Source organism: Tenacibaculum sp. M1.3A (assembly GCF_057732375.1).
The window spans coordinates 22,121-46,843 of record NZ_JBYJEF010000004.1 but is presented as its reverse complement, the minus strand read 5'-3'; the positions used below and the strand labels follow the sequence as shown (position 1 = coordinate 46,843).

Below are 24,723 nucleotides of genomic sequence, written 5' to 3'. Positions count from 1 at the left end.
GTATATAACTACACTTTATTTGTACTCAAGATAATCAAAAAATAAATTAGTTTTTAAAATGAAGAAATTCCTTTCAATTGTTTTACTGTTTTTAGTGATTGTGTGTCAAGCACAAAAAAATCAAAACGAAATACTTGTTGCATTTCAATCAGCAAAGTATACTGTTTTTAAGGTAGAAAAAATTTCGCACAATAAATATAAAATGGTCAAGATAAAAAAGCAATGGCCAGTTGAATTTACTAAAACAGGCACAAGTGTGAATAACGTTTTGGTAAAAAGAGCAGGTATTTTAGATGAGAATTTTAAACCAGATGTACCTGGGCATCCAGCATATTTTAATTTTTCTACATATCGGTTAACATTTATTGATGGTATCGCAATTTATTATAGTTGGAATGGAAAAGAACAAGCAACAACAAAGTACGTCTTTTCTAAAAACGGTAGTCTTTCTAAAAGCTATGATGAGTTAAATAAGTTAGTTGCAAGTTATGCTAAATCGGTTTTTAAAAATCAAACAAATGCTAGAGCTGATGTAAAAGAACAGAAAGGAGCTTTAGCAGAAGCAGAAAGAAAGAAAAACTCATTACAAGGTAGAATTGTAAGTAAAATTGAAATCAAATTAGTAAATACGCCCCAAAAAGTAGCTCATTTCTCTGACGCTATAAAATATGGAGTTGTTGCAACTCTTAAAGATGGGAGTAAGTTGTCTACCGAAAATTTAGGAGGTAAACTTCCTTGGAGTGATTTTACGCTTAAAAACAAAGGTTGTAGTAGTACAATAGATGAGGTAAGGGTAGATGAAGATGCAAAATCACTAAAAGATGATAGAATAACGATTGAAGCAGTGTCAAAATATCATCCAACATTAAAAGCAGTTAAACATATTAATACTACTAATAATTTATCAATACAGGTAAATCAATCAGGTTTCTGGGGGCATGAGCGTCATAAATATGTAACAGTTTTTCAAGGTCAAAACGGTCAGCATGCAGGTAGAGGAGATAATTTAACCATAAAGGTAAAAACAGTAACCCACAAACAAACTGGTGTTAAATTAAATAAGATTGATATTTATAATACTACCAAGAAAAAACATGTAGCTCGTTATAAATTAACTACTGATACGAGGTTAATAATAAACAACCAAGGTGGTGGTGGTATGAATGGCTACGAAGGTCGTGATAGTTCACCTAACGGAGGTAATGGTGGTTCTGGTGGCGCAGGTGGTAATATTTTATTAATAAAAGACCCATCAGTAACGAAACTAAATATTGCTTTGAATAATCAAGGAGGAAAAGGAGGAAAAGGAGGAGCTCCAAAATACTCTCATGCAAGTAGAGGTAGAAATGGAGCAAAAGGAGATAATGGAGGTGTAACAGAACAAGTAAAATCAATAAAATTAATTTTTTAAAAATCAACTATAAATAAAAAGGGTAATTATGAGAAAACAACTATTGTTAACATGTGCGTTAAGTGCAGCATTGTTTTTAGCAAATACAACTGAAGCAAATGCGCAATTTGGTAAATTATTAAAAAAAGTAACACCAAAAAAAAGTAGTAAAAAATCATCGAAGTCATCAAAATCTGGAGGAGCATCTGCAGGAACATTTGCTTATTTAAATAGTGAAAAAGATGAATTAGGAATTACAGGTGAATATTTTGGATTGGTAGATAAAAAAGCTTTTGGATTTCGTTTTGTAAAAGAAGACGAAGGAAAAGTGGTAAATCAATTACATTATTGGGAGAAAAAACAAGAGAAGCCTCAACTAAAACTGAGTTTTAAAGAAAGTTATTTTAGAAAAAAACAAACTAAAATGTTTTGTAAGTGGTTGTCTACTGGTGCTAAATCTTATATAGAGGTTTTAGAAATTGCTCCAGGTGTTTTAGCTCAAGTACAACAAACTACAAGAAGTGTAAATAACAGTTACGATGAATCTGTACCATTAGATACTAAAAGAACAGTTATTGAGGTAATGGCCAAAAATAAATCTGACTTTGATACATGGGATATTGAAACAGCACAAGCTAAGGTTGATATGTTAATTAGCGATTTAAGTTCGTTAGAAATGGCAAAAACAAAAAAGAAGTTAATGCGTTTTGATACTTATAAAAACTATCATGGTAAAGTTGCTTTTGCAAAAGGAACTAATTACTTAAAAAGTTCAAAATCAAATCAACCAGTTGAAAAAACTTCTAATTTTATTACAAAGCAAGAATTAGGATCTACTGTAGCATTTAAACCATATTTCGATATGCCTTTATCTGTAACTCATCCAGGTTCTTGGTTTAATATTACTTACGAAATGGCTGGGAAAACTACTGATAGAGAAGCGTTAAGAAAAACAAGCACGAAGTATTCTAAAAATATACCTCAGTTAGATGATTACAAGAATGATTTTTATTTCTTTTATCCAAAAGTAACAATAAATCGTTCTAATAATATTGCTGATTATGCTTTCTTAGAACTGTTAAGACAAACTCAAGATGATTTAAAACAAGGTCAAACTTATGATTTAAAAGTTACTATTTGGGCTTATAAAGATGGACAAAATATCGATCCAGTTGCAAAAGGGACTATTCAATTAGAGTATACAGCAAATACAGAAAAACTATTATTAGATCCAGTTAAGGGGTGGATTACTGTTTTAGAAGATTATTTAGATGAATAGAACTTCTTTAAAATTAGATTTAAATTAAGGGGTAAATCATAATTTTAAAAAAACTATTTAAATAAATAGATAATTATTTTTTATTATTCTTAACCGAATTACTGTAAAGTAATTCGGTTTTTTGTTTATATTAATTTATAAAACTTGCTTCTCTTTAATTACTTTTGAAAAATGAAATTTCATAAGTATAATTTTTTTAGATATACCTATTGCGAGTTCGAATCGCGATCTATAGATTTTTTTAAAGATAAATCAGCACATTATCAAAGTAAATCTGGTAGTTTGTATTTTTATGCAGATAAAGGTGTTTACCGTTACTCAAATCACTGGGGGCGTGTAGCTAATTGTCGATGGAAAATAAAAGAAATAGAAGAATATAAAAGTCAAAACTATTACGTAGGTTTTGCTAGTTGGACAGATTTTTACCCATTAAATGATACTGATAAAGTGTTTTATTTAGAGGTAGATTTCTCGCTAAAACAAGTGAAAATTAAACGCTTAAAAGAAGAAGAAAATAAAACTATTTTTTTAATGACTTCAGAATTTGCACGCCAACGTTTAAAACAAATTCAAACCTTGTTTAAAGAGTATAAATGGGCTGCCTATTATGAGGATGATATAGATGATTTAAGAGAAATATTAATAAATGATTTAATATCAACAACCAAAACCATTCAGCAGTTAAAAAGAGAGCTGTAAGTTTAAATATTTGTGTATATTTTATTAATACCTAAACTAAAACCAAAACGGATTTCATTTTCGCTTCCAAGCCTATGAATGGCAACTTTACCTAAAGCAATTTTACTGAATTCGTTATTTGTAATTTCTTCGTTATTTAATAGAAGTTTACCCTTAAATTGTTTTTTACTATTGTACTCACTTCTATCTTGCTTGTTCTGATATACATTAATAGATAAAATTTCATTTTTATCTGTGTAGCCGCAAAATATACCAAACTGATCCCAAATCATATAGTGATTAGTTTTGATAAGTTCTCTTTCGGGTTTGCCTAAAATAGCTATTAATGTATCGTAATTGGTAGGGAAAACAATGGGTTTTTCATTAATATGAATGATGTCAGTATCACATTTAATAACCAATTCTTTTACTCTTTTCTTTTTTAAAAATTTAAACATCGTGTTGCGTTTTTTAGAAAGGGATTAGTTATGTGAACATAATATACAAATTTAAAGAATAAATTTCAACTTTTAAGTAAATTTGCTATTCTGAAATAAAATCATTCGAAAATGAATATACCTCAAACAAGTTTTCCTCGTGTAGTAATTATTGGGGGAGGATTTGCCGGTTTAGCTGCAGCAAGAGGATTAGAAGAACAAGAACTTCAAGTCGTTTTAATAGATAAACATAACTATCATACTTTTCAACCACTACTTTATCAAGTTGCAACTGGTGGCTTAGAGCCTGATAGTATTGCTTTTCCGTTACGAAAAAGATTTAATGATGTAGAAAATTTCTTTTTTCGTCTAACAGAGGTTTTAAATATCAATGCTGATAAAAATACAATAGAAACAACTATTGGTAATTTAGAATACGATGAGTTGATTATAGCCACAGGTTCTAAAACTAATTTCTTTGGAAATACGAATATCGAAAAATATGCGATGGAAATGAAGTCAGTTCCACAAGCATTAAATATACGTAGTTTAGTGTTAGAGAATTTTGAAGAAGCACTCTTAGAAACTAATTTAGAAAAAAGAAGGGCTTTAATGAATTTTGTAATTGTTGGTGGCGGACCAACCGGAGTTGAGTTAGCCGGAGCTTTAGCGGAAATGAAAAAAGGGATTTTACCTAAAGATTATCCTGATTTAGATATCCGTCAAATGAAAATTAATTTAATTCAGAGTTCAGGTGAGTTGTTAAAAGGAATGAGTAATAAGGCTTCAGAAAAAGCGGAAGATTTCTTAATAAAATTAGGTGTTGATGTTTGGAAAAATCTTCGAGTTTTAAATTATGATGGTACTACGGTAACAACAAACAGCGATGATCATTTTAATGCAGAAACAGTAATTTGGGCTGCCGGAGTAAAAGGGGAATCTATTAACGGTTTACAGCAAGAGTGTTTGGTAGAAAGAGCTAACCGATTTAAGGTTGATGAATACAATAAAGTTATAGGTTATAACAATATATATGCTATTGGAGATGTTGCATGTATGCAAACCGAAAAATATAAATTTGGGCACCCAATGATGGCGCAACCAGCTATTCAGCAAGGAACATTATTGGCTAAAAATATTTTAACTAAATTTAAAAGAAAAAAATTAAAACCGTTTAGATATAACGATAAAGGAGCAATGGCTACCATAGGAAGAAATAAAGCGGTGGTAGATTTACCAAGGCTAAAGTTTCAAGGAGTTTTCGCTTGGTTTGTTTGGATGTTTGTGCATTTGTTTTCTTTAATAGGTTTTAGAAATAAAGTAATTGTTTTTATGAATTGGATGTATAACTATATTCGGTTTGATAGAGAAACAAGACTTATAATAAGACCTTATAAGAATAAAAATAAATACAGTTTTAAAGAATAATAAAATGAGTATTACAAGAAATATAAAATGCCCTAACTGCGGATTGTTTAATACGAACAAAGAGTATTGTAAAAATTGTAATACCTTAATTTCTCATGAAAAAAAAAGAGCCTTAAAAGAAGAAGCTTATAAGCAAGTAGAAATAGCAAAGGTGAAGCATAAAATTGCCAATCCTAATTTAGCCGAGCGTTTAAAAAAACACCCTTTCTTTTTATATAAAGTTGTAGGGTGGATTCTGTACTCCGCTTTTTTATTAGTAAGTTTAATAGGAGGTGCTTTAGCCTGGTTTATAGCAATGGTAGCTGCAGGATAAAATGAAAAAAGTAATATACATTTATTTTACACTTTCATTATTAATAGCAACAAGTGTTTATTTTGGGCAAAAAAACAATTATAAATTACCGGAACTTGTACAGTTTTATCTAAATGATTTTTTAATCATTCCGATAGTGTTATCAGTTTGCTTATTTATTTTAAGGTGGAGTAAAAGCAATAAAAACTATCAAATTTCTATTTGGATTGTTTTATATATCTGTAGTTTTTATGCATTATTATATGAGTATTTTTTGCCTAAATACAATCCGAGATACACGGCAGATATAATAGATGTGTTTTTATATTTTATAAGCGGATTCATCTTTTTCATCCTCCAGAAAACAACTAAAATGAATAATGAATTCTGAAAAAAACACTTCAAAAACAATTATAAGAATAAGTAAAGCAATTACTTATATTGAAGATAATTTACAGGAGAAATTAGCGCTAGAAGAGGTTGCAAGCAAAGCTTATTTTTCTAAATTTCATTTTCATCGACTTTTTTTAACAGTAACAGGAGAAACATTAAATAATTTTATATATAGAAAGCGGATAGAAAAAGCAGCTTCATTTTTATTACATCAAAAAGAAATATCAGTAACTTTAGTTGCCGAAAAAGTAGGGTTTACAAGTTTATCTTCATTTTCAAGAGCATTTAAAAAATTCTACGGGATGAGTCCTGCTGAATTTAAAAAAGAAAGTCAAAATAATTTTAGCAAGATTTGTAAAACAGAAAGCAAGAATGGGCAAGTAGTAACGTTATTTGAAAAGTACATTTGTAACATACATAATTCTTTAAATTGGTTAAAAATGAATGCAACTACTGAAGTTAAAATTATGCCTGAATTAACACTTGTATATATATCTTACCAAGGAAAAATGGATCTAATTGGTAATGTTTATAGTAGGTTAATGAAATGGGCTTTCCCGAAAGGATTAATGCAACAAGAAAATTTACGTATGGTAACAATTTATCATGATAGTCCTAAAATTACTGACGAAGATAAAATAAGAATGAGTGCCTGTATGACATTAAATAAGTCAGTTAAAACTGATGGAGAAGTAAATTTAAGAAACTTACCTAAAACGAAGTGTGTTGTTTCTCATTTAGAGATTCATCCTTCAGAATTTCAAAAAGCATGGGAAAATAACTTTGTGTGGATGAGTGAACATGGTTTTAAAAAAGCTGATCATGCTCCGTTTGGAATTTATTACAACAATCCAGAAGAGCATCCCGAAGGAAAGTGTATTGTAGATATTTGTATTCCGATTGAATAAATAAAAAAGGTTGTCTGCTTTACGGACAACCTTTTTTTAGAACAAACCTCTAAAAGTATCAATGTTTTTTAAAGCATCTGAATCAATTTCAGCACCATCTTTGGTAAACCAAGTATGCGCGTCGCCAAGGTAATTCATACCTAAGTAATTAGCACTTTCTATAAAAGGCATTGTAAATCCGTTTTTTAAATCATTTTCTCCTGAGTTGCTAATCATTGCCATGTTTTTACCTCTTATTTGTCTTCCTAACTCTTTTTTATAGTGTAAAAGATCAGACATTCTATCAAAAAATGTTTTTAAAGTTCCGCTCATGCTATACCAATAAACGGGTGTAGCAAATATGATGGTGTCGTATTTTAGTATAATAGTTTCCATTAAAGGAATAAAATCGTCATTTGCATTGCTAAAATCATATTCGAAAGAACCAATGTTTTTAGTTTTTAAATCGATAATATCAAAATCATTATTTTTATTTAAATAACGAACAATCCTATTTGTGTTTCCGTTGCTTTTAGAGCTTCCTTGTATAATTACCCTTGTATTCATGTGCATTTTTATTTAGAAGCTAAATTTCTAAATTTTAATTAAAACAACATTTAATCTTCAATTGTAAAAATTGATAATTCCCAAGAGAAAATCAATAAGAAAAGGAGATATTTTTTGTATTTTTATACTATCAATTAAGCAAAGCAAATGAATATAGATAGCTATAAGTTTTCGCAAGAAGTACCATTAAATAATTTCGAAACAAAAGAAGTAGATGAAAATGCTAAAAAGAAGCTTAAAAAAGTAAGAAAACAAATAAGTGAGTTACAAGACACCATGTATGCCGAAGGTAAGTACAGCATGTTAATTTGTTTACAAGGAATGGACACTTCTGGTAAAGATAGCTTAATACGAGAAGTGTTTAAAGATGTGAATGCACGTGGAGTAGTGGTGCATAGTTTTAAAGTACCAACGGAACTAGAGTTGAAGCATGATTTCTTATGGCGACATTATATTGCCTTGCCAGCAAAAGGAAAAATAGGTGTTTTTAACAGAACACATTATGAAAACGTGTTGGTAACAAGAGTGCATCCTGAGTATGTTTTTGGAGAAAATATTCCTACAGTTAAAAGTTTAGAAGATTTAAATGATGCTTTTTATCATGATAGAATGGAAAGAATCAATCAGTTTGAAAAACATATTTCAGCTAACGGAACCATTATATTAAAATTCTTTTTAAATGTATCTAAAGAAGCACAAAGAAATAGATTGCTACGCCGTTTAAATATTCCTGAGAAAAATTGGAAGTTCTCTTCTGGCGATTTAAAAGAGCGTAAGTTGTGGAGTAAATATCAAGAGTGTTATGAGGATTTATTAAACAGAACAAATACAGATTATGCGCCTTGGTATGTAGTACCTGCAGATGATAAACCAACAGCAAGATATATTGTAGGAAAAACAATTAGTGAAGCACTTAAAAAGCACGGTTTTAAAGAACCTGCATTAGCTCAAAAAGATTTAGATAAATTAGATGAGTTTAAAGCTCAGTTAAATAACGAATAATTGCCAAAAAAATGGAATTAAACTTAATAAAACCAATTATATTTTTCGATTTAGAAACAACAGGAATCAATATTGCGAAAGATAGAGTGGTAGAAATATCAATATTAAAAGTGTTTCCAAACGGAAATAAAGAAAGTAAAACATGGTTGGTAAATCCTGAGGTAGCTATACCAAAAGAATCATCAGAAATTCACGGAATTACAGACGAAAAAGTTGCCAACGAGCCAACTTTTAAAGATTTAGCTGTTAGCATAAACGAAATGATTGCTGGTTGCGATTTGGCTGGTTTTAATTCAAACAGATTCGATATTCCGGTATTAGCAGAAGAATTAATGCGTGCAGGAATAGATTTTGATATGAAAGAACGTAAAGCGGTAGATGTTCAAGTAATTTTTCATAAAAAAGAACAACGTACGTTAAGTGCAGGATATCAGTTTTACTGTGGCAAAGAATTAATTGGTGCGCATGGTGCAGAAGCAGATACCAATGCTACCTACGAAATTTTATTAGCGCAGTTAGATAAATATGAAGATATTGAGAATACTGTGGATGCTTTAAGTGAATATTCAACACATGGTAAAAGAGCAGATTTTGCTGGTTTTATTTTGATGAATGATAAAGATGAAGAAATTTTCTCTTTCGGAAAATACAAAGGAAGAACGGTAGAAGATGTTTTTAAAGAAAACCCAGGATACAATTCATGGATTCAGAATGCAGATTTTCCGTTGTACACCAAAAAAGTATTACGAGAAATTAAGGAACGAATGGCAGTACCTAAAAAGAAAATGACCGACGGGGAAAAATTACAAGCTTTGCAACAGAAGTTTAATTTAAGATAATCTTTAACATAGGTTTAAGCGAAGTAATCATATTAATTTTTACTTTAGAGATTATAAAAAAAGAATAAAAAAATGTTTACAGAATATAACAATTTACCAAGTAATTCAAGAGTTTGGGTCTATCAAGCAGATAGAGAATTTAGCATAGAAGAAGTAGAATATATTTGCGCAAAAGCAATACTTTTTATAGATAGTTGGACGCGACATGGAGACGACTTAAATGGCTCTTTTACTATAAAATACAATCAGTTTTTAGTATTGGGTGTAGATGAAGGCTTTAATAATGTATCTGGTTGTTCTATAGATTCTTCGGTTCATTTTATACAAGAATTAGAAAAAGAATTAAGAATCGATTTAATGAATAAAATGAACGTTTCATTTAAAGACGGTGATAATATTAATGTTGTTAAATTAGCTGATTTTCAGCAATTAGCAAAAGATAAAAAGATAACTTCAAAAACAATTGTGTTTAACAATATGATAGATACAAAAGAAGACTTTGAAACTAGTTGGGAAGTTACTGCCGATAAAAGTTGGCACAAACGATTTTTGGTATAGCAATTGATTTCCATTAAAGTATAGATGATTAAGATATTATGAAAAAGATACTAGTTTTTTTAGGGTTTGTTTTTATTCAATTTGTAAATGCGCAACAACTTGATCCGCTTTTAGCGAAAGATGCCGATGCACAAAATGTTTGGGTAGACAGTATTATGAACTCAATGTCGATTGATGAAAAAATCGGACAATTGTTTATGGTGCAAGCCTATTCAAATAAAGACAAGAAGCATGAACAATCAATAACCGAAATGATTACCAAATATCATGTAGGGAACTTAATATTTATGCAAGGAACGCCAGAAAAACAAGTTATTTTAAATAACAAGTATCAAGGAGAATCTAAAGTGCCGTTGCTAATTGGTTTTGATGGCGAATGGGGATTAGATATGCGTCTTAAAAATACCTATCGCTTTCCTTGGAATATGACTTTAGGCGCAATTGAAGATGAAGCATTGTTAAGAGAAACAGGTAAAAGAATAGGCGAGCATTGTAAAAGAGTGGGAATTCACATAAATTTTGCACCTGTAGTAGATGTAAATACAAATCCGAACAATCCAATTATAGGAAACCGTTCTTTCGGAGAAAGTAAAGAAAATGTTACTAAAAAAGCAATCGCTTTTAGCCAAGGAATGCAAAGTGTTAATGTTTTAGCAAACGCAAAACATTTTCCTGGTCATGGAGATACTGCAACAGATTCTCACCACACATTGCCAACTATTAATTTTAGTGAGCAGCGAATAGATTCTATTGAGTTGTATCCGTTTAAAAAAATATTTAAAGCAGGTGTTGCAAGTGTTATGACAGCACATTTAAGTATCCCAGCTTTAGAAAAAAATGAAAAACTACCAACGTCATTATCAAAAAGTGTCGTTACCGATTTGTTGCAAGAAAAGCTAGGCTTTAAAGGCTTGGTGATTACTGACGGATTAAATATGAAAGGAGCTGCGGATTATTCTTCTCCAGCAGCAATAGATTTAGCAGCAATTCTTGCAGGAAACGATTTATTGTTAATTCCACAAGACGTTCCTGGTTCTATAAAGCTTTTAAAAGAAGCTATTGAAAAAGGAACTTTAACTGAAGCGCGATTAAATTACTCTGTAAAAAAAATACTAAAAGCAAAATATTTAGTAGGTTTAAATAAGTATAACTCGTTGCTTTTAGATAACCTTCAAGAAGATTTAAACAACCCTTATGATGAGGTTTTACACAGAAAGTTGATTAAAAACTCTATAACTGTAGTAAAAAATGAAGCAACTATTTTACCTATTAAAAACTTAAAAGATAAGAAAGTAGCTTATGTTTCTTTGGGAGATTCTAAAGGAGATGATTTTTTAGGAATGCTAAAGAATTACGCAAAGATAGAAGCTGTTTCTGATAAGCATTTGAGTGTTTTAATGCAGAAATTAACAAAATACGATGTAGTTATTGTCGGTTTTCATAAGTCGAATGATCACCCATGGAAGAGTTATAAGTTTTCAAATAAAGAGTTGGTTTGGTTACAAGAAATAGCGAGAACTAAAAAAGTGATTTTAGATGTATTTGCAAGTCCTTATAGTTTATTAAAATTAAAATCATTTGCAAATATAGATGCGATAGTTGTTTCTTATCAAAATAGCAAATTAGCACAAGAACTTTCTGCGCAAGCGTTGTTTGGTGCTTTTGATATAAGAGGAAAATTACCTGTGTCAATTAATAACGAATTTAATGCTGGAGACGGTATTTTATTAAATAATAATAATGTTTTGGAATATACGATTCCGGAAGAAGCAGGAATGTCTTCAGAGAAATTATCGATTATAAATAAAAGAATTGATACTATTTTAAATGAAAAAATGACACCAGGAGGGCAAATTTTAGTAGCTCGAAACGGAAAAGTTTTTATCAATAAAAGTTTCGGGCATCATACTTCTTTTAAAAACCGAGAAGTTAAAAATTCTGACATATATGATTTAGCTTCTTTAACCAAAATATTAGCATCGTTGCCTATGATAATGAAAGCTGAAGAAACCCAAAAAATCAGCTTATTTTCTAATTTAGGAGATGTGTTACCAAGGTTTAAAGAGTCTAATAAAGACACCTTATTATTAAAAGAAATATTATCTCATTACGGTCGCCTTCCTTCTTGGATTCCTTTTTATAAACATACTATAGATGAGGCTACAGGTAGAAACTCATTTAAATATTACAGAAAAAAAAGAACAAGAAATTATAATATAAAAGTAGCACCAAAATTATATTTAAGTAACTCGTATAGAGATACCATATATAAACATATTGTGGATGCTGATCAAAGAGATAGAGTGGGGTATAAGTATAGTGATTTGGGGTATTATATTTTTAAGGAAATTTTAGAGAAAAAATATCAAAAACCTTTAAATGAGTTAGTCGATGAAGAGTTTTATAAATCTTTAGGAGCCGATAGAATGACATATTTACCGCTTCAGAAATATAATAAAACAGAAATTGTTCCTACAGAGAAAGATACTTATTATAGAAATCAATTAGTACATGGTTATGTGCATGATATGGGTGCGGCTATGTTAGGAGGTGTTGGTGGGCATGCAGGCTTGTTTTCGAACGCCAATGATGTGGCTAAAGTTATGCAGATGTATTTACAAAAAGGAACTTACGGTGGTACAGAATATTTAAAAACGGAGACGCTTGATAAATTTAATAAAAGATATTATGCTGATAAAAAAGTGCGTAGAGGTTTAGGTTTCGATAAACCTCAGTTAAACCCTAAAGTTAAAGCAACTTGTGGTTGTGTTTCTGAAGAAAGTTTTGGACACAGCGGTTTTACGGGAACCTATACTTGGGTAGACCCTAAATCGGGTTTATTATATGTTTTTTTATCAAACAGAGTATATCCTAACATGAATAATAGAGGATTGGTTAAAAGTAACATGCGTACTAAAATTCAACAAGATATTCAAGATGCTATCCTGCATTAGTCGCAGTTGTTTTGGTATATAACAGTATTAGTAAAAGTGAACCAACAAAATATGTTAGTGCTATTTCAGTGCTAAAAAATAAGCTGATAATAAAGCTATGTAAAGCGTAGAAAAAAGGAAATAGCGTAATACCTATTGCAAAGCGAAAAGTGTCGGTAAATTCAATTTCAGGAACCTTTTTACTTAATGATTTCCATATTAAATAAGGAATGAAACTATTTATAATAATGAAGTAGTATAACAACTTGTTTTCTTTTTCAATCTTCTTTTTAGTAGGGTAAGCACCTTTTTTTATAAGATAATTACTGTTATTTACATCAGTATAATCTATAGATGTTTTATTCAATACCGTTGTTATAGTGTTGTAGTTTTCATCATCGTTAATATGAACCGTTAGTTCTTTTAATTGATCACTAATTTTATTTTTCAATTCTTTTATCAACGTATTTTTATCATCTATAGCATAAAAATTATTAGCTAGAATAGGTTCACCAAAAATAAGCGCAACTTTTGATGGATAGTTAGAAGAGTTTTGATAAGTTATTCCAATTGGAACAATATGAATTTTTAAGTTAGGATATTTTTCTATAGCACCATATAATATTCGGGTAAAACCTTTACTTAAAGGTCTAATTGTTCGTTTTCTATTGTGACTTCCTTCAGGAAAAATCAGTAATGTTTTGTTGTTTTTTAGTAGTTCTTGGCAATTATTAAAAATAGCATCATTTTTAGATAATTGCTTAATACCATCTCTAATACGATAGATAGGCATTAAGCCAATCAAATTTAAAGTTTTAGCAATTACTGGTTTTTTAAATACAGCAGCTCGTACTAAAAAATGAATTTTTCTTTTTGTATTTGTAGCGATTAATAAAGGATCTATTAATGCATTCGGGTGATTAGCTACAAATAAAACAGCTCCCTTTTTAGGAATGTTTTCTTTACCTAATACCGTTATCTTTTTTGAGTAAAAGAATAAACCTGTTTTAATGTAGATTTTTAAAAAAAAGTATAATAAAAACTTCATTTGTTATTGTTTTTTTTTCCCCCAATATGTTGCTAATAGCATTCCTGAAAAAACATCCCAAATACCCCAAAAGGCAGCTAGTAATGCCATTCCTCCCAAGCCTTCAAAAAAGCCAAATATCAACAACAAGCCTAAACCACCATTTTGAATTCCGGTTTCTATGGCTATTGTTTTAGAATCAGATTTGTTTAAGCCAAAAATTTTGGCAGTTGAGTATCCAAGTATATATGCAAAGATATTATGAAAAACCACTAAAAATAATACATGATGAATGTAATTCGTAAAAATGGTTAAGTTCTGAGAGAAAGCGATTACAATTAATAGGATAAATACAGTCATAGAGAGCGGTTTTAAGACTTTTTCTATCTTACTAGCCATTTCAGAATGATAATGTTTTATAAGCATTCCTAACAGTAATGGAATACCTAAAATTAAAGAAACAAGCTTAAACAACTCAAACGGGTTTAATTCTACCGTCTTTAAAATAGCATTAGTAGGTTCGTATAAACTTCCCCAAAAATGCAAGTTTACAGGAGTCATTACGATACATATAAGTGTTGCAAAGGCTGTTAAACTTACAGATAAAGCAGCATTACCACCTGCCATTTTACTAAAAAAGTTAGATACATTTCCGCCAGGGCAGGCTGCGATCATCATCATTCCTAAAGCAAAGCTAGGGTGTGGTTGTATTAAAATAATAGCTAAAAAAGTAGTAGCGGGTAATAATATAAACTGCGAAAGTACACCGACAAAAACAATTTTTGGATTTTTTAAAAGACGTTTAAAATCCTTAATTTTTATTCCTAACGCAACACCAAACATAATTATGGCAATTGCTATATTTAAAAGCCATAAACCATTAGTATCAAAATTTATTTTAATACTATCTATTTGTATATCATTAATTTTTAAAAGCATATTCTATAATGTTTGATCCCATTTTTAAAGCTTTTATTCTAGTTTCTTCAGGGTTATTATGAATTGCAGTATCCTCCCAACCATCATTTAAATCGCTTTCATAGTCATAAAAAACAATTAAACGACCTTTATGGAAAAGTCCAAAACCTTGAGCTGTTTTTTTATTATGTTCATGAATTTTAGGCAAACCTTTAGGAAAAGAAAATGTTTGATTATAGATGGAGTGGTTAGATGGAATTTCTTGAAACTCGCTTTTTGGAAAAACTTTTTTTAATTCTCTTCGGATATACGTATCTAAACCATAATTGTCTGATATATGCAAAAAGCCGCCAGATGTTAAATAGTTTTTTAGATTGAAGGCCTCTTCGTCCGTGAAAAATACGTTGCCATGGCCGGTCATAAAAATAATAGGATAATTATTAATCACATTATCATCTAAGGTAACTGTATTAACTTTTGTATCGATGATTGTGTTAGTATTGTTGTTGGTGAATTTTATTAAATTAGGCAATGCAGTTGGGTTTGCATACCAATCACCACCACCTTTGTATTTTAAAACAGCAATTTGTTGCGAGAAAATAACAGTACAATATAGAGTAAGTAAAAAGGCTAGAATATTTTTCATTTAAGAATTTAGCATTTAAATAGCAATATAATAAAAAACACCAATATTTCTATTGGTGCTTAATTTTTTCCTGTTAAGGAATTATATATAGTTGAAAATTCCCCTAAAATAATTCAACATATAATATAATTTATGTGTCAAATATAGTTATTATATTGAGTAATAAAACTTTTTTAACCTTTTTTTTATTAAATTAGTAAATTAAGTGGGTTTAAATTACATATAATAAAAAACACCAATAGCGATATTGGTGTTTTAATTTTCTTGTTCTTTTTCATCATTGAGAATTACCTCAATACGTTTTTCTAATATGATCGTTATGAAAATAAAACCCCTTCAAAAATTTTAAGTTCTAAATCACATATCTTATACAAATATAGTTTCAATTTAAAAAAGAAGAGTTCGAAAACATCCAATTTGGATGATTCCGAACTTGTTTATGTGCGTTTTTAAGTTAACTTAATGTTATTTCAGATTCTTTAAACTGTACAGGTGTACAGCCTGTATGTTTTTTAAATACTGTATAAAAAGTTGATTTAGAGTTGAATCCGGATTCTAGCCCGATAGAAGTTATGGTGTATTTAGTGTAATCTGTATCTAATAAAAGTAATTTAGCCTGAGTAACTCTTTTTTCATTTAGGTAATCGGTAAAAGATTTACCTGCAATGTTGTTAATAATTAAAGAGAGTGTGCTAGAGCTTAATTTGGTGTCTTTTGATAGGTTCTGTAACGTGTATTTAGCTAATAAGTATTTCTTTTTTTTATCAATAAAACTATCTATTTCTAAAAATTGTTCTTTATGTTTCTCTGATGATACATCTTCTGATTTAAAATTAATATTTTCAATAACCTCATTATAATTTAAATTAATTAATAATGATTTTCTTATATGTTTTCGTTCTTTTAATATTCTTATTTGTTTAAACCCTTGATAACCTAGCCAGTAAATAAGTATTGTTGTGTACGCTCTAAGGGGATAATATGAAAATAAAAAGCCGGTAAAATTCATGTTTACCTTAATAATTAAAGCAAGTATCCATAGCATATAACCTACAGCGGTTAGTTTAAAAAAAGTATGTATCCATTTTAAATTATCAAAAGATAATATTTTGGTAAAAAACTTTTCTTTCTTATAAAGAATATAAGATGAATATATAAAAATACTTAAAGACGTAAATAAACTAAACATTTCTTCGAAAGATGTATAGCGCTCGTATATGTAGTTTAATTTTTCTTGAGATGGAGAATTACTGTAGTTGAAGACAAAAGCAATTTGTGCCGCTATTATCACAAAAAATAAAGGAATCATTACCTTTAATATATTGTATGATTTTTTAGATAAACTTAAATAGTTTATTAAAAACATATATAAAAAGGGCATTGCTAAAAAATGCCAAGGTATCTGTAGGTAATCTAATGAGAATTTATGTTGAAATAATTTTAATTCTAAGGCCCAAGACTGTATATTATTTAAAGATATGGTAAATATTAATAAATTTAAATAAAGCATACTTTTTTCTCTTCCGTTTTTCGAACAGAAAAGTATAATACTAAAAGCAAAACCATGTAAAGCGCTAACAAGTAAAAAGAGATTAAATAGGGTGGAGGTATCCAAAAAGTAATGTTTTAAATCAAATATATAAAAAAAAATGAATTATTGATTTATAAAAGCCATATTCTGCACCACATTTAAACCAGCAGTTTCTGTACGAAGACGATTCTCACCTAATGAAATAGGAATAAATTTTGCGGTTAAAGCTAGTTCTATTTCTTTTGCTGAAAAATCTCCTTCTGGGCCAATTAATATGGTGTACTTAGCATTTTTAGTAGCAATGTCTTTTAAGAAATTTTTATCTTTTTTTTCTTCGCAATGTGCTATGAATAATTGTGCTGTAAAATCTTGTTTGATAAATGCTGATAATTTTACAGGATCGTTAAGTTTGGGTAAGGTAAATTGTAATGATTGTTTCATGGCAGATTGTACAATTTTAGATAATCGCTCAATCTTAACTATTTTTCTCTCCGAATTGTCACAAATAATTGGCGTAATTTCATCAATACCAATTTCGGTAGCTTTCTCTAAAAACCACTCTAAACGATCATTATTTTTAGTAGGTGCAATAGCTACGTGTAAATAATAATCTCTATTATTTGGTTTTTCTTCTTTTTCTACAACGGTTGCAAGACATTTTTTGTCACTAGCAATTGCTATTTCTACAGAAAACAAAAAACCATTACCGTTTGTAATGTATAATATATCACCTTCTTTTTTTCTTAAAACACGAACAATATGCCTGCTTTCTTCTTTGTCAAACGTAATCTGTTTGGTGTCTGGAGTGATATTTGGATTAAAAAATAACTGCATTATAAATCTAATTTATAAGTTCTTCTTCGTTTGTGTGTAGTTGGATTAAAGTCTTTCCATATTTGATGTATGGCAGTATTATCTTCTAATTCCGGAGTTCTAATACAATTTACGATTCCTTTTTTAGAAAAAGTATCACAATATTGTTTAAATATAATAGCAAAAACACCTTTGTTTTGATATTCAGGCGCAACACCTATTAAGTAAAAGGTAACATCTTTTGAATTTTTTCTAGCGTTTAATAAATGAAAAAGTCCGAAAGGAAAAAGTGAGCCTTTTGCTTTTTGCAATGCTATAGAAAAAGAAGGCATTACAATGGCAAAAGCAACGAGTTTATTGTCTTTATCTACCACAAACTTTATGTATTCAGGGTTGATAAAACTAATGTATTTTTCTTTAAAATGAGTTACTTGAGCATCAGAAATTGGTACGTATGTTGATAGTTTTGAATAAGCTTTGCTAAACAACTCAAACATTTCATCAACATAAGGCATTATAGCTTTGGTCGACGTAAAATCTAACGGTTTTAAACCGTATCTTCTCTGAATGATGTTACTTGCTTTTCCGTACTTTACGGCATCTACATTTTTAAAAAGGAATTTATTTTCTAAATATTCCTTTTCTTTTTTTAATCCTAGTTGCTCAAAATGTTTAGAATAATAAGGATGATTATACCAAGTAATCATGGTACCAATATGATCAAAACCTTCAACAAGTACTCCGGTTTTATCTAAGTTGTTAAAGCCAACAGGCCCTTCCATATATGATAGGTTGTGCGCTCGTCCTATTTCTTTAACTTTATCTAGCAAAGCTTCCGTAACTTTTACATCATCAATAACATCAAACCAACCGAAGCGTATTTTTTTAATGTGTTGTTTTTCTACTTCGTACGTGTTTATAATAGCAACAACTCTTCCTACAATTTTATCATCTCTTAGAGCTATTAAAAAATTAGCTTTTGCGTTTTCAAAAACAGGGTTTTTGTTTGGGTCGAAATTGTCAATTTCATCACTTATAATAGGAGGAACCCAGTTTTTATTATTCTTATAAAGAGAAAAAGGAAATTTAACAAATTGTTTCATTTCCTTTTTTGAGGTTATTTCTTTAATTTTAATCATACAGCAAATGTAAGATTTTTAATTGTCCTTATTTTGCTCTTTTTCTTCTTCCTTTTTTATGTCTTCTTCTAGTTTTTTTATTTCCTTCTCAAGCTTTAAACGTTCTTTTTCTTTACGTTTGGCTTCTTTTATAGCATCCCTTTCGAGTTGAAGTCGCTCTTTTTCTTTGTTTTTGGCTTCTTTCTCTTCAAGTTTTTTAATTTCTTTCTCAAGCTTTAAACGTTCTTTTTCTTTATTTTTAACAGCTTTTTCGGCTTTTTTCACTGCTTTCTTAGCAGCTTTCTTTTCAGTTTTTGTTGTTGCTTTTTTCTGCTTAATATCATCTTTAACAATAACATCAACTAACGATTTAGAACGTTCTCTTCTTGGTTTATCAATAGTTATTTTCTCTTCTTTTTCGCCCTCTTTTATCGTTATTGTCTGTTTGTCTTTCTTTTTAAATAATCCCTTTATGTTATCAAACAAGCGTCCGAAAAAACCTTTGTTTTGAGTGTATTTGGTAGTTCTTTGCTCTTCAATTTTATTACCAAACTCATCTACTTCTAAGAATTTATCTTGATGCCTATTTAATCGGTAAGAAACACCAATACTTGTTGTAAAACCTATTTCATCTTGATTAAAGTTACCTCTAACAGCGGCATTAAATTGCATGTTTTCATTAAAAAGATAGGCAGCACCAGCACCGATATTGTTTTTTCGTTCGTAGGTTTCAAAAATATCTTGCCATTCCGCAAATCCAGACCAATAATCATTAAAATTATAAGTACCCGTAACAATATATGACAGTTCGCTAAAATCGGTTCCTATATTATCATAGTAAATATTTGTTACCACATTTAATTTACTAGAAAATTCATTTTGAAGTAATAATCCAACTTTCGGACTAATACCTCCTTCTTTATGTGGTTCATTTAAAATACTTCCAAAATTTAATCCAGCATAAGCACCGATATGCGGAATCCATCTTTTGTAATCAAAAGAATGTCTTGCTCTCCAACTTCTAATTTCTTTTTTCTTATCGTTGTATTTTGGCGCATAAATTAAATATTTAGCACCTAATGTTAAGTTTCCTAATCCTACTTTGTTGTAAGAGGATTCAAATAGGTTTTTAAAAGCAATTTTATCTCTTTGAAGGCTTGTGTTTAAATTGAATTCTAACTTCTCAGAAAAAAAACTAGTTCTAAATAATAAGTTTAAACCAAAAGCTTCTGGATTGCTAAAAGCAGGTGTTGCATTTATTTTTCTGAAAAACAAATTGGTTTCAAACTGATATACACCAGAACCTACACTGTACGGACTTTCAGAAAACCCCGGACGGTTAGAATTAATAACCGTTGTGTATTGGGCATTTACAACCAAAGTTGACAAAAAAGCAATAAACAAAAGAAGTTTCTTAATCATGTTGTAAATTCAATTAATACAATTAGTACAAACATACATAAAATACAAATTACTATATAATATAAGTTTTGTAAAGTCTTAACGCTTCGTTTTGCTTCAAATTGTTATTTTTGATTAATTTTTTATTAAAAGTTAAGATGACACATATAAATGAAGCTGGACCTATGAATTTTTTAAGAACTATATTAATAATTGTACTTGTTTATTACGTGCTAAAATTTTTGGTAAAGTTATTTGCTCCTTATTTATTAAAAAAAGCGGTAGATAAAGTTCAGAAAAAAGCAGCGCAACAATATAATAATCAACAAGAAAGCACTGTTGATGAAGGAAAAACTGTTGTAGATAAAAAACCACAAGATTCAAAACAAAGCAATAATTCTGTAGGAGAATATGTTGATTTTGAAGAAATAGATTAAGCATGAATTATAAAAAAATGATTCCGTATGCGATAACAATTGTTGTTTTTGCAATTATATCGCTGCTATATTTTAATCCGGTTTTAAGCGGAAAACAAATAAAACAGAGCGACATTACCCAATTTATAGGAATGTCGAAAGAGGTAAAAGATTATAGAATAGCCAATGGCGAAGAACCTTATTGGCTAGGAAATGCTTTTAGCGGTATGCCTGCATATCAGGTTAGTGCGTATTACCCGAATGATTTTGTGCGTTATATTGATAAAGCAATTCGTTTTTTACCACGACCTGCAGATTACTTATTTTTATATTTCTTAGGTTTTTTCTTGCTACTAACTGCCTTAAAAGTAGATTGGAAACTTGCCATTTTAGGAAGTTTTTCCTTTGGTTTTTCTACATACCTAATCATTATTTTCGGAGCAGGACACAATGCAAAAGCACATGCAATTGGGTATATGCCAGTGGTAATTGCTGGGGTTTTATACATTTTTAGAAAACGCTATTTAGTTGGTTTTGTAATTACAGCCTTAGCAATGGCTTTAGAAGTATATACAAACCACCCACAGATGACTTATTATTTAGGTTTTTGTTTGTTGATATTGGCAATTGTAGAATTTATAGAAGCTTTTAAAACCAAAACATTACCAGTATTTGCAAAACAAGCAGCCGTATTATTGGTTGCAATGTTTATCGGTTTAGGCGTAAATTCTACCCGATTATTATCAATGAAAGAATACAGTGATTTTAGTACGCGTGGAAAATCGGAATTAACAATTGCTCCTGACGGATCACCAAAAGAAAAATCTACAGGATTAGATAAAGATTATATTACCGAATATAGTTACGGAATTGCAGAAACTTTTAATTTGATAATTCCTCGTTTTATGGGAGGAGGAACGGTTGAAAAATTGGGAGAAGATTCTAATTTTTATCAAGTTTTAGAACAAAACGCAGGTAAAAGTGTCGCCAAAGATTATTCAAGTCAGGTTTTAACCTATTGGGGAACACAACCAATCGTTGAAGCGCCCGCATATATTGGCGCTATTTTATTTTTCTTATTCTTTTTAGGTGTTTTCTTAGTAAAAGGGCGTTTAAGGAATTGGTTGGTTGCTGCCACTATTTTTTCAATCATGTTAAGTTGGGGAAAAAATTTCTCAGTAATCACAAATTTTTTTATTGATTATGTACCGTTGTATAATAAATTCAGAGCGGTTTCATCTATTCAGGTAGTAGCAGAATTGTGTGTGCCTTTATTAGGAATGATCGCTTTAAGAGATTTTTTCTCATCAAAAATTTCATCCGAAGAAAAAGAAGATCCGTTAAAAAAGGCATTTTATATTTTAGGTGGAATTACTTTATGTTTTGCGGTATTCGGTTCTAGTTTATTTGCTTTTGAAGGATTACGAGATGGTCAATATCAAGAATTGCCAACATTAATAGATGCGTTAATTGCTGATAGAAAAGCAATGTTGTTTAACGATAGTATTCGCTCATTTTTATTAGTTTTAGCAGCAGCTGCTTTGTTATGGTTTTATTTAAAAGGAAAACTAAAGCAGGTTCCGCTTTTAATTATTTTAGGTAGTTTAATTCTTTTCGATTTAGTTTCGGTGGATATTAAATACGTAAATAAAGAAGATTTTACATCGGCAAGAAAAGTGTTAAAGCCATTTGTGCCAACTCAAGCTGATAAAGATATTTTAAAGGATGAAAGTTATTATCGTGTTGCCAATTTCGGAGGAAACCCGATGCAAGATGGTAGAACATCGTATTTTCATAATTCGATTGGTGGTTATCATGCTGCGAAAATGAAACGTTATCAAGAGTTATTTAATTATCAAATCGCAAAAAATAACATCAACGTACTAAATATGCTAAATGCAAAATACGTTATTGTTGGTGAAGATAAGTTTCAAGAAAATACCGATGCAAACGGAAATGCTTGGTTCGTTGATTCTCTAAAAATTGTTAATTCAGCAAATGAAGAAATTCGAGCTTTAGATAGTTTAAACACAAAATCAACGGCCGTAATTAACGCTAAAAGTATTGCAACTGATGCTATTTCGATATTTAAAAAAGATAGCACAGCAAGCATATCTTTAATAGAAAATAAGATTACAACATTGGTATATGAAACAAATACAGTGGAAAATCAATTTGCTGTATTTTCAGAAATCTATTATAAAGATGGTTGGAATGCGTATGTAGACGGAATTAAAACAAACCATGTTCGCGTAAACTATGTACTAAGAGGTATAAATATACCAAAAGGAAAACATGAAGTTGTATTTAAGTACGAGCCAACAGTAATACGAACCGGAAACGCAATTACATTATTTTGTTATGCGTTATTATTACTAATTCCGCTAGGTTGGTTTGTAATTCGTAAAAAGAAACAACAAAAATAAATTTAGAGTTCAATTTTTTTTAAATGAAAATTAATGAAAACATATTATCCTCAAAAGAGATATAACCATACGATAAAATTTTTAGAGAAGGTGTTGCCTGCTCCGGCAACTATTTTAGATTTAGGGACTAGAAATAGGTTTACCGAAATTATGGAAAATCATGGCTATACTGTGATCAATACCAAAGGAGAGGATTTAGATTTTATTACTGATATTGTAAAAGAGCACGAAGTAGATGCGGTAACATCGTTTGAAATTTTCGAACACATGTTAGCACCCTTAAATATTTTAAAAGCGATAAAAAGCACAAAGCTAATTACTACAATCCCGCTTAAATTATGGTTCGCAAACGCCTACAGAAGTAAAACAGATGTGTGGGACAGACATTATCACGAATTTGAAGACTGGCAATTTGATTGGTTGCTAGAAAAATCGGACTGGAATATTGTTGAGTCAGAAAAATGGACAAGCCCTGTTAATAAAATTGGTTTCAGACCTATATTAAGGAAATTTATTCCGAGATATTATGCTGTTTACGCAGAAAGAAAGTAGTTGTAGATGAGAATAGGAATGATATTAGATAAGGTTTTTCCGCCAGATCCTCGTGTAGAAAATGAAGCAATTGAGTTGATAAAAAAAGGACATGAAGTGTTTTTATTTTGTTTGACTTATGGAGGAGAACAGCAGGAAGAAACGATTAACCAAATTAACGTTAAGCGATACCAATCTAATAAGTTGGAGTATAAATTATCTGCTTTAGCGTACACTGTTCCTTTTTATTCATTATTGATGAAGAAGAAGATTGCTGATTTTTTTTTAAAAAATAAGATAGAAGCCATACATATTCATGATATCCGAATCGCTGAAGCAGTTTTTTTAGCAAATAAAAAACAACAATTACCTGTCGTTTTAGATTTGCATGACAACATGCCAGAGGTGATGAAGTTTTATCCGCACTTGCAAAAATTTCCAGGGAAATATATCATTTCTCCAAAAAAATGGCAGCAAAAGGAAGAAGTATTTATTAAAAAGGTGGATAAAGTAATTACGGTTTCTCAAGAGTTCGTTAATGAAGTAGTTGAGAGAACTAAAATTGCTGAAAACAAAGTGGTTTTAGTACCAAATACCATTCGTAAATCTTTTTACGATTTCTTTGAGCTCAATACAGACATCATAAAAAAGTATAAAGAAAATTTTGTAATTCTTTACCTGGGAGATACCCATGTTCGAAGAGGTTTACTAACAGCAATAAGAGCTGTTGCAAAATTAAAAGAACAAATTCCGACTATTAAATTGGTAATTGTTGGTAAGAATACGACCGATTATATTTTAAAAGCAGAAGTTGAAAAGTTACAAATAACAGCATTTCTTGATTTTGAAGGTTGGCAAAATGTTTCGCTATTTCCTTCTTACATTCAGGCTAGTGATATTTGTATTTCACCTTTACGACGCAATATTCAGCACGATGTGGCCTATGCAAATAAGTTATTTCAATATATGAGTTTAGCAAAACCATTATTGGTAAGTAACGCCATTGCTCAGAAAAACTTAATTGAAAAAATAAACGGGGGTTTGGTGCATGAAGCACAAAATGTAGCAGATTTTGAGGATAAAATTTTAACGTTATATAATAACCCTGATTTAAGGGAGGAATTGGGTAAAAACGGAGAGAATTTTGTTAAAAATGAATTTACTTGGGATAAAACTTCTGAAGGATTAATCAATTTATACAATAATTTATAAT

General features: G+C 29.9%; 24 protein-coding genes. 15 read left to right on the top strand and 9 right to left on the bottom strand.

Features of this window, described 5'->3' with window-relative positions:
• Window positions 1-58: 58 nt before the first annotated feature.
• The 3 genes from AC28QF_RS07675 to AC28QF_RS07665 all read left to right on the top strand — a co-directional run bounded on the left by AC28QF_RS07675 (window position 59) and on the right by AC28QF_RS07665 (window position 3,368).
• Window positions 59-1,411, top strand: coding sequence for a hypothetical protein (locus AC28QF_RS07675; protein WP_488201443.1), 1,353 nt, complete (start codon window positions 59-61; stop codon window positions 1,409-1,411).
• A 28-nt stretch (window positions 1,412-1,439) separates the two neighbouring features.
• Window positions 1,440-2,669 carry a hypothetical protein gene (locus AC28QF_RS07670; RefSeq protein WP_488201444.1) on the top strand — a complete coding sequence of 410 codons (1,230 nt, stop codon included), beginning with the start codon at window positions 1,440-1,442 and terminating at the stop codon, window positions 2,667-2,669.
• A gap of 171 nt (window positions 2,670-2,840) precedes the next feature.
• A complete protein-coding gene (locus AC28QF_RS07665) occupies window positions 2,841-3,368 on the top strand; it encodes a hypothetical protein (protein WP_488201445.1) in 528 nt (175 codons plus the stop codon).
• A 2-nt stretch (window positions 3,369-3,370) separates the two neighbouring features.
• Here AC28QF_RS07665 and AC28QF_RS07660 read toward each other — a convergent pair whose 3' ends face one another.
• Window positions 3,371-3,805, bottom strand: a complete 435-nt coding sequence (locus tag AC28QF_RS07660; RefSeq protein ID WP_488201446.1) for a DUF7738 domain-containing protein — start codon at window positions 3,803-3,805, stop codon at window positions 3,371-3,373.
• Window positions 3,806-3,916: 111 nt separating this feature from the next.
• Between AC28QF_RS07660 and AC28QF_RS07655 the strand changes: the two genes are divergently transcribed.
• From AC28QF_RS07655 to AC28QF_RS07640, 4 genes are read left to right on the top strand one after another with little or no spacing between them, the layout of a single operon-like run.
• Complete coding sequence (locus AC28QF_RS07655) at window positions 3,917-5,212, top strand: NAD(P)/FAD-dependent oxidoreductase (protein ID WP_488201447.1); 1,296 nt, start codon at window positions 3,917-3,919, stop codon at window positions 5,210-5,212.
• A 4-nt stretch (window positions 5,213-5,216) separates the two neighbouring features.
• Complete coding sequence (locus AC28QF_RS07650) at window positions 5,217-5,525, top strand: hypothetical protein (RefSeq protein WP_488201448.1); 309 nt, start codon at window positions 5,217-5,219, stop codon at window positions 5,523-5,525.
• A 1-nt stretch (window position 5,526) separates the two neighbouring features.
• Window positions 5,527-5,895 carry a hypothetical protein gene (locus tag AC28QF_RS07645; protein WP_488201449.1) on the top strand — a complete coding sequence of 123 codons (369 nt, stop codon included), beginning with the start codon at window positions 5,527-5,529 and terminating at the stop codon, window positions 5,893-5,895.
• The gene (locus AC28QF_RS07640; protein ID WP_488201450.1) at window positions 5,885-6,805 is read left to right on the top strand and encodes an AraC family transcriptional regulator; all 921 of its coding nucleotides are present in this window, start codon (window positions 5,885-5,887) and stop codon (window positions 6,803-6,805) included. The genes AC28QF_RS07645 and AC28QF_RS07640 overlap by 11 nt, the downstream gene beginning before the upstream one ends.
• A 36-nt stretch (window positions 6,806-6,841) precedes the next feature.
• On the opposite strand, the gene AC28QF_RS07635 is transcribed toward AC28QF_RS07640, so the two are convergent.
• On the bottom strand, window positions 6,842-7,351 hold the full coding sequence (locus tag AC28QF_RS07635) for a flavodoxin family protein (RefSeq protein ID WP_488201451.1): 510 nt from the start codon (window positions 7,349-7,351) through the stop codon (window positions 6,842-6,844).
• A gap of 147 nt (window positions 7,352-7,498) precedes the next feature.
• Between AC28QF_RS07635 and AC28QF_RS07630 the strand changes: the two genes are divergently transcribed.
• The 4 genes from AC28QF_RS07630 to AC28QF_RS07615 all read left to right on the top strand — a co-directional run bounded on the left by AC28QF_RS07630 (window position 7,499) and on the right by AC28QF_RS07615 (window position 12,704).
• On the top strand, window positions 7,499-8,353 hold the full coding sequence (locus AC28QF_RS07630; protein WP_488201452.1) for a PPK2 family polyphosphate kinase: 855 nt from the start codon (window positions 7,499-7,501) through the stop codon (window positions 8,351-8,353).
• Window positions 8,354-8,364: 11 nt separating this feature from the next.
• Window positions 8,365-9,192 (top strand): exonuclease domain-containing protein, encoded by an 828-nt coding sequence (locus tag AC28QF_RS07625; RefSeq protein WP_488201453.1) that lies wholly within the window; start codon window positions 8,365-8,367, stop codon window positions 9,190-9,192.
• 72 nt (window positions 9,193-9,264) lie between these two features.
• Window positions 9,265-9,750 carry an ABC transporter ATPase gene (locus tag AC28QF_RS07620; RefSeq protein WP_488201454.1) on the top strand — a complete coding sequence of 162 codons (486 nt, stop codon included), beginning with the start codon at window positions 9,265-9,267 and terminating at the stop codon, window positions 9,748-9,750.
• A gap of 38 nt (window positions 9,751-9,788) precedes the next feature.
• Window positions 9,789-12,704: a serine hydrolase domain-containing protein gene (locus AC28QF_RS07615; protein WP_488201455.1), complete on the top strand. Its 2,916-nt coding sequence runs from the start codon at window positions 9,789-9,791 to the stop codon at window positions 12,702-12,704.
• Here AC28QF_RS07615 and AC28QF_RS07610 read toward each other — a convergent pair.
• The 7 genes from AC28QF_RS07610 to AC28QF_RS07580 all read right to left on the bottom strand — a co-directional run bounded on the left by AC28QF_RS07610 (window position 12,691) and on the right by AC28QF_RS07580 (window position 20,158).
• The gene (locus AC28QF_RS07610; protein WP_488201456.1) at window positions 12,691-13,731 is read right to left on the bottom strand and encodes a lysophospholipid acyltransferase family protein; all 1,041 of its coding nucleotides are present in this window, start codon (window positions 13,729-13,731) and stop codon (window positions 12,691-12,693) included. The genes AC28QF_RS07615 and AC28QF_RS07610 overlap by 14 nt on opposite strands.
• Before the next feature lie 3 nt (window positions 13,732-13,734).
• Window positions 13,735-14,649: a bile acid:sodium symporter family protein gene (locus AC28QF_RS07605; RefSeq protein ID WP_488201457.1), complete on the bottom strand. Its 915-nt coding sequence runs from the start codon at window positions 14,647-14,649 to the stop codon at window positions 13,735-13,737.
• Window positions 14,633-15,274 carry a DUF4159 domain-containing protein gene (locus AC28QF_RS07600; RefSeq protein WP_488201458.1) on the bottom strand — a complete coding sequence of 214 codons (642 nt, stop codon included), beginning with the start codon at window positions 15,272-15,274 and terminating at the stop codon, window positions 14,633-14,635. Before AC28QF_RS07600 ends, AC28QF_RS07605 begins: the two co-directional genes overlap by 17 nt.
• 454 nt (window positions 15,275-15,728) lie before the next feature.
• Window positions 15,729-16,784 (bottom strand): helix-turn-helix domain-containing protein, encoded by a 1,056-nt coding sequence (locus tag AC28QF_RS07595; RefSeq protein WP_488201459.1) that lies wholly within the window; start codon window positions 16,782-16,784, stop codon window positions 15,729-15,731.
• A gap of 144 nt (window positions 16,785-16,928) precedes the next feature.
• Window positions 16,929-17,639 carry a 16S rRNA (uracil(1498)-N(3))-methyltransferase gene (locus AC28QF_RS07590; protein ID WP_488201460.1) on the bottom strand — a complete coding sequence of 237 codons (711 nt, stop codon included), beginning with the start codon at window positions 17,637-17,639 and terminating at the stop codon, window positions 16,929-16,931.
• Window positions 17,639-18,757, bottom strand: a complete 1,119-nt coding sequence (locus AC28QF_RS07585; protein WP_488201461.1) for a GTP cyclohydrolase — start codon at window positions 18,755-18,757, stop codon at window positions 17,639-17,641. The genes AC28QF_RS07590 and AC28QF_RS07585 overlap by 1 nt, the downstream gene beginning before the upstream one ends.
• Before the next feature lie 18 nt (window positions 18,758-18,775).
• Window positions 18,776-20,158, bottom strand: coding sequence for a transporter (locus tag AC28QF_RS07580; RefSeq protein ID WP_488201462.1), 1,383 nt, complete (start codon window positions 20,156-20,158; stop codon window positions 18,776-18,778).
• Between the two features lie 137 nt (window positions 20,159-20,295).
• Between AC28QF_RS07580 and AC28QF_RS07575 the strand changes: the two genes are divergently transcribed.
• The 4 genes from AC28QF_RS07575 to AC28QF_RS07560 are packed head-to-tail and all read left to right on the top strand — an operon-like array spanning window position 20,296 to window position 24,722.
• The gene (locus tag AC28QF_RS07575) at window positions 20,296-20,574 is read left to right on the top strand and encodes a DUF4834 family protein (RefSeq protein ID WP_488201463.1); all 279 of its coding nucleotides are present in this window, start codon (window positions 20,296-20,298) and stop codon (window positions 20,572-20,574) included.
• 2 nt (window positions 20,575-20,576) lie between these two features.
• Complete coding sequence (locus AC28QF_RS07570) at window positions 20,577-22,979, top strand: YfhO family protein (RefSeq protein WP_488201464.1); 2,403 nt, start codon at window positions 20,577-20,579, stop codon at window positions 22,977-22,979.
• Between the two features lie 33 nt (window positions 22,980-23,012).
• On the top strand, window positions 23,013-23,531 hold the full coding sequence (locus AC28QF_RS07565) for a methyltransferase domain-containing protein (RefSeq protein ID WP_260585154.1): 519 nt from the start codon (window positions 23,013-23,015) through the stop codon (window positions 23,529-23,531).
• Between the two features lie 6 nt (window positions 23,532-23,537).
• Window positions 23,538-24,722, top strand: coding sequence for a glycosyltransferase family 4 protein (locus AC28QF_RS07560; protein ID WP_488201465.1), 1,185 nt, complete (start codon window positions 23,538-23,540; stop codon window positions 24,720-24,722).
• The last annotated feature ends 1 nt before the right edge of the window (window position 24,723 follow it).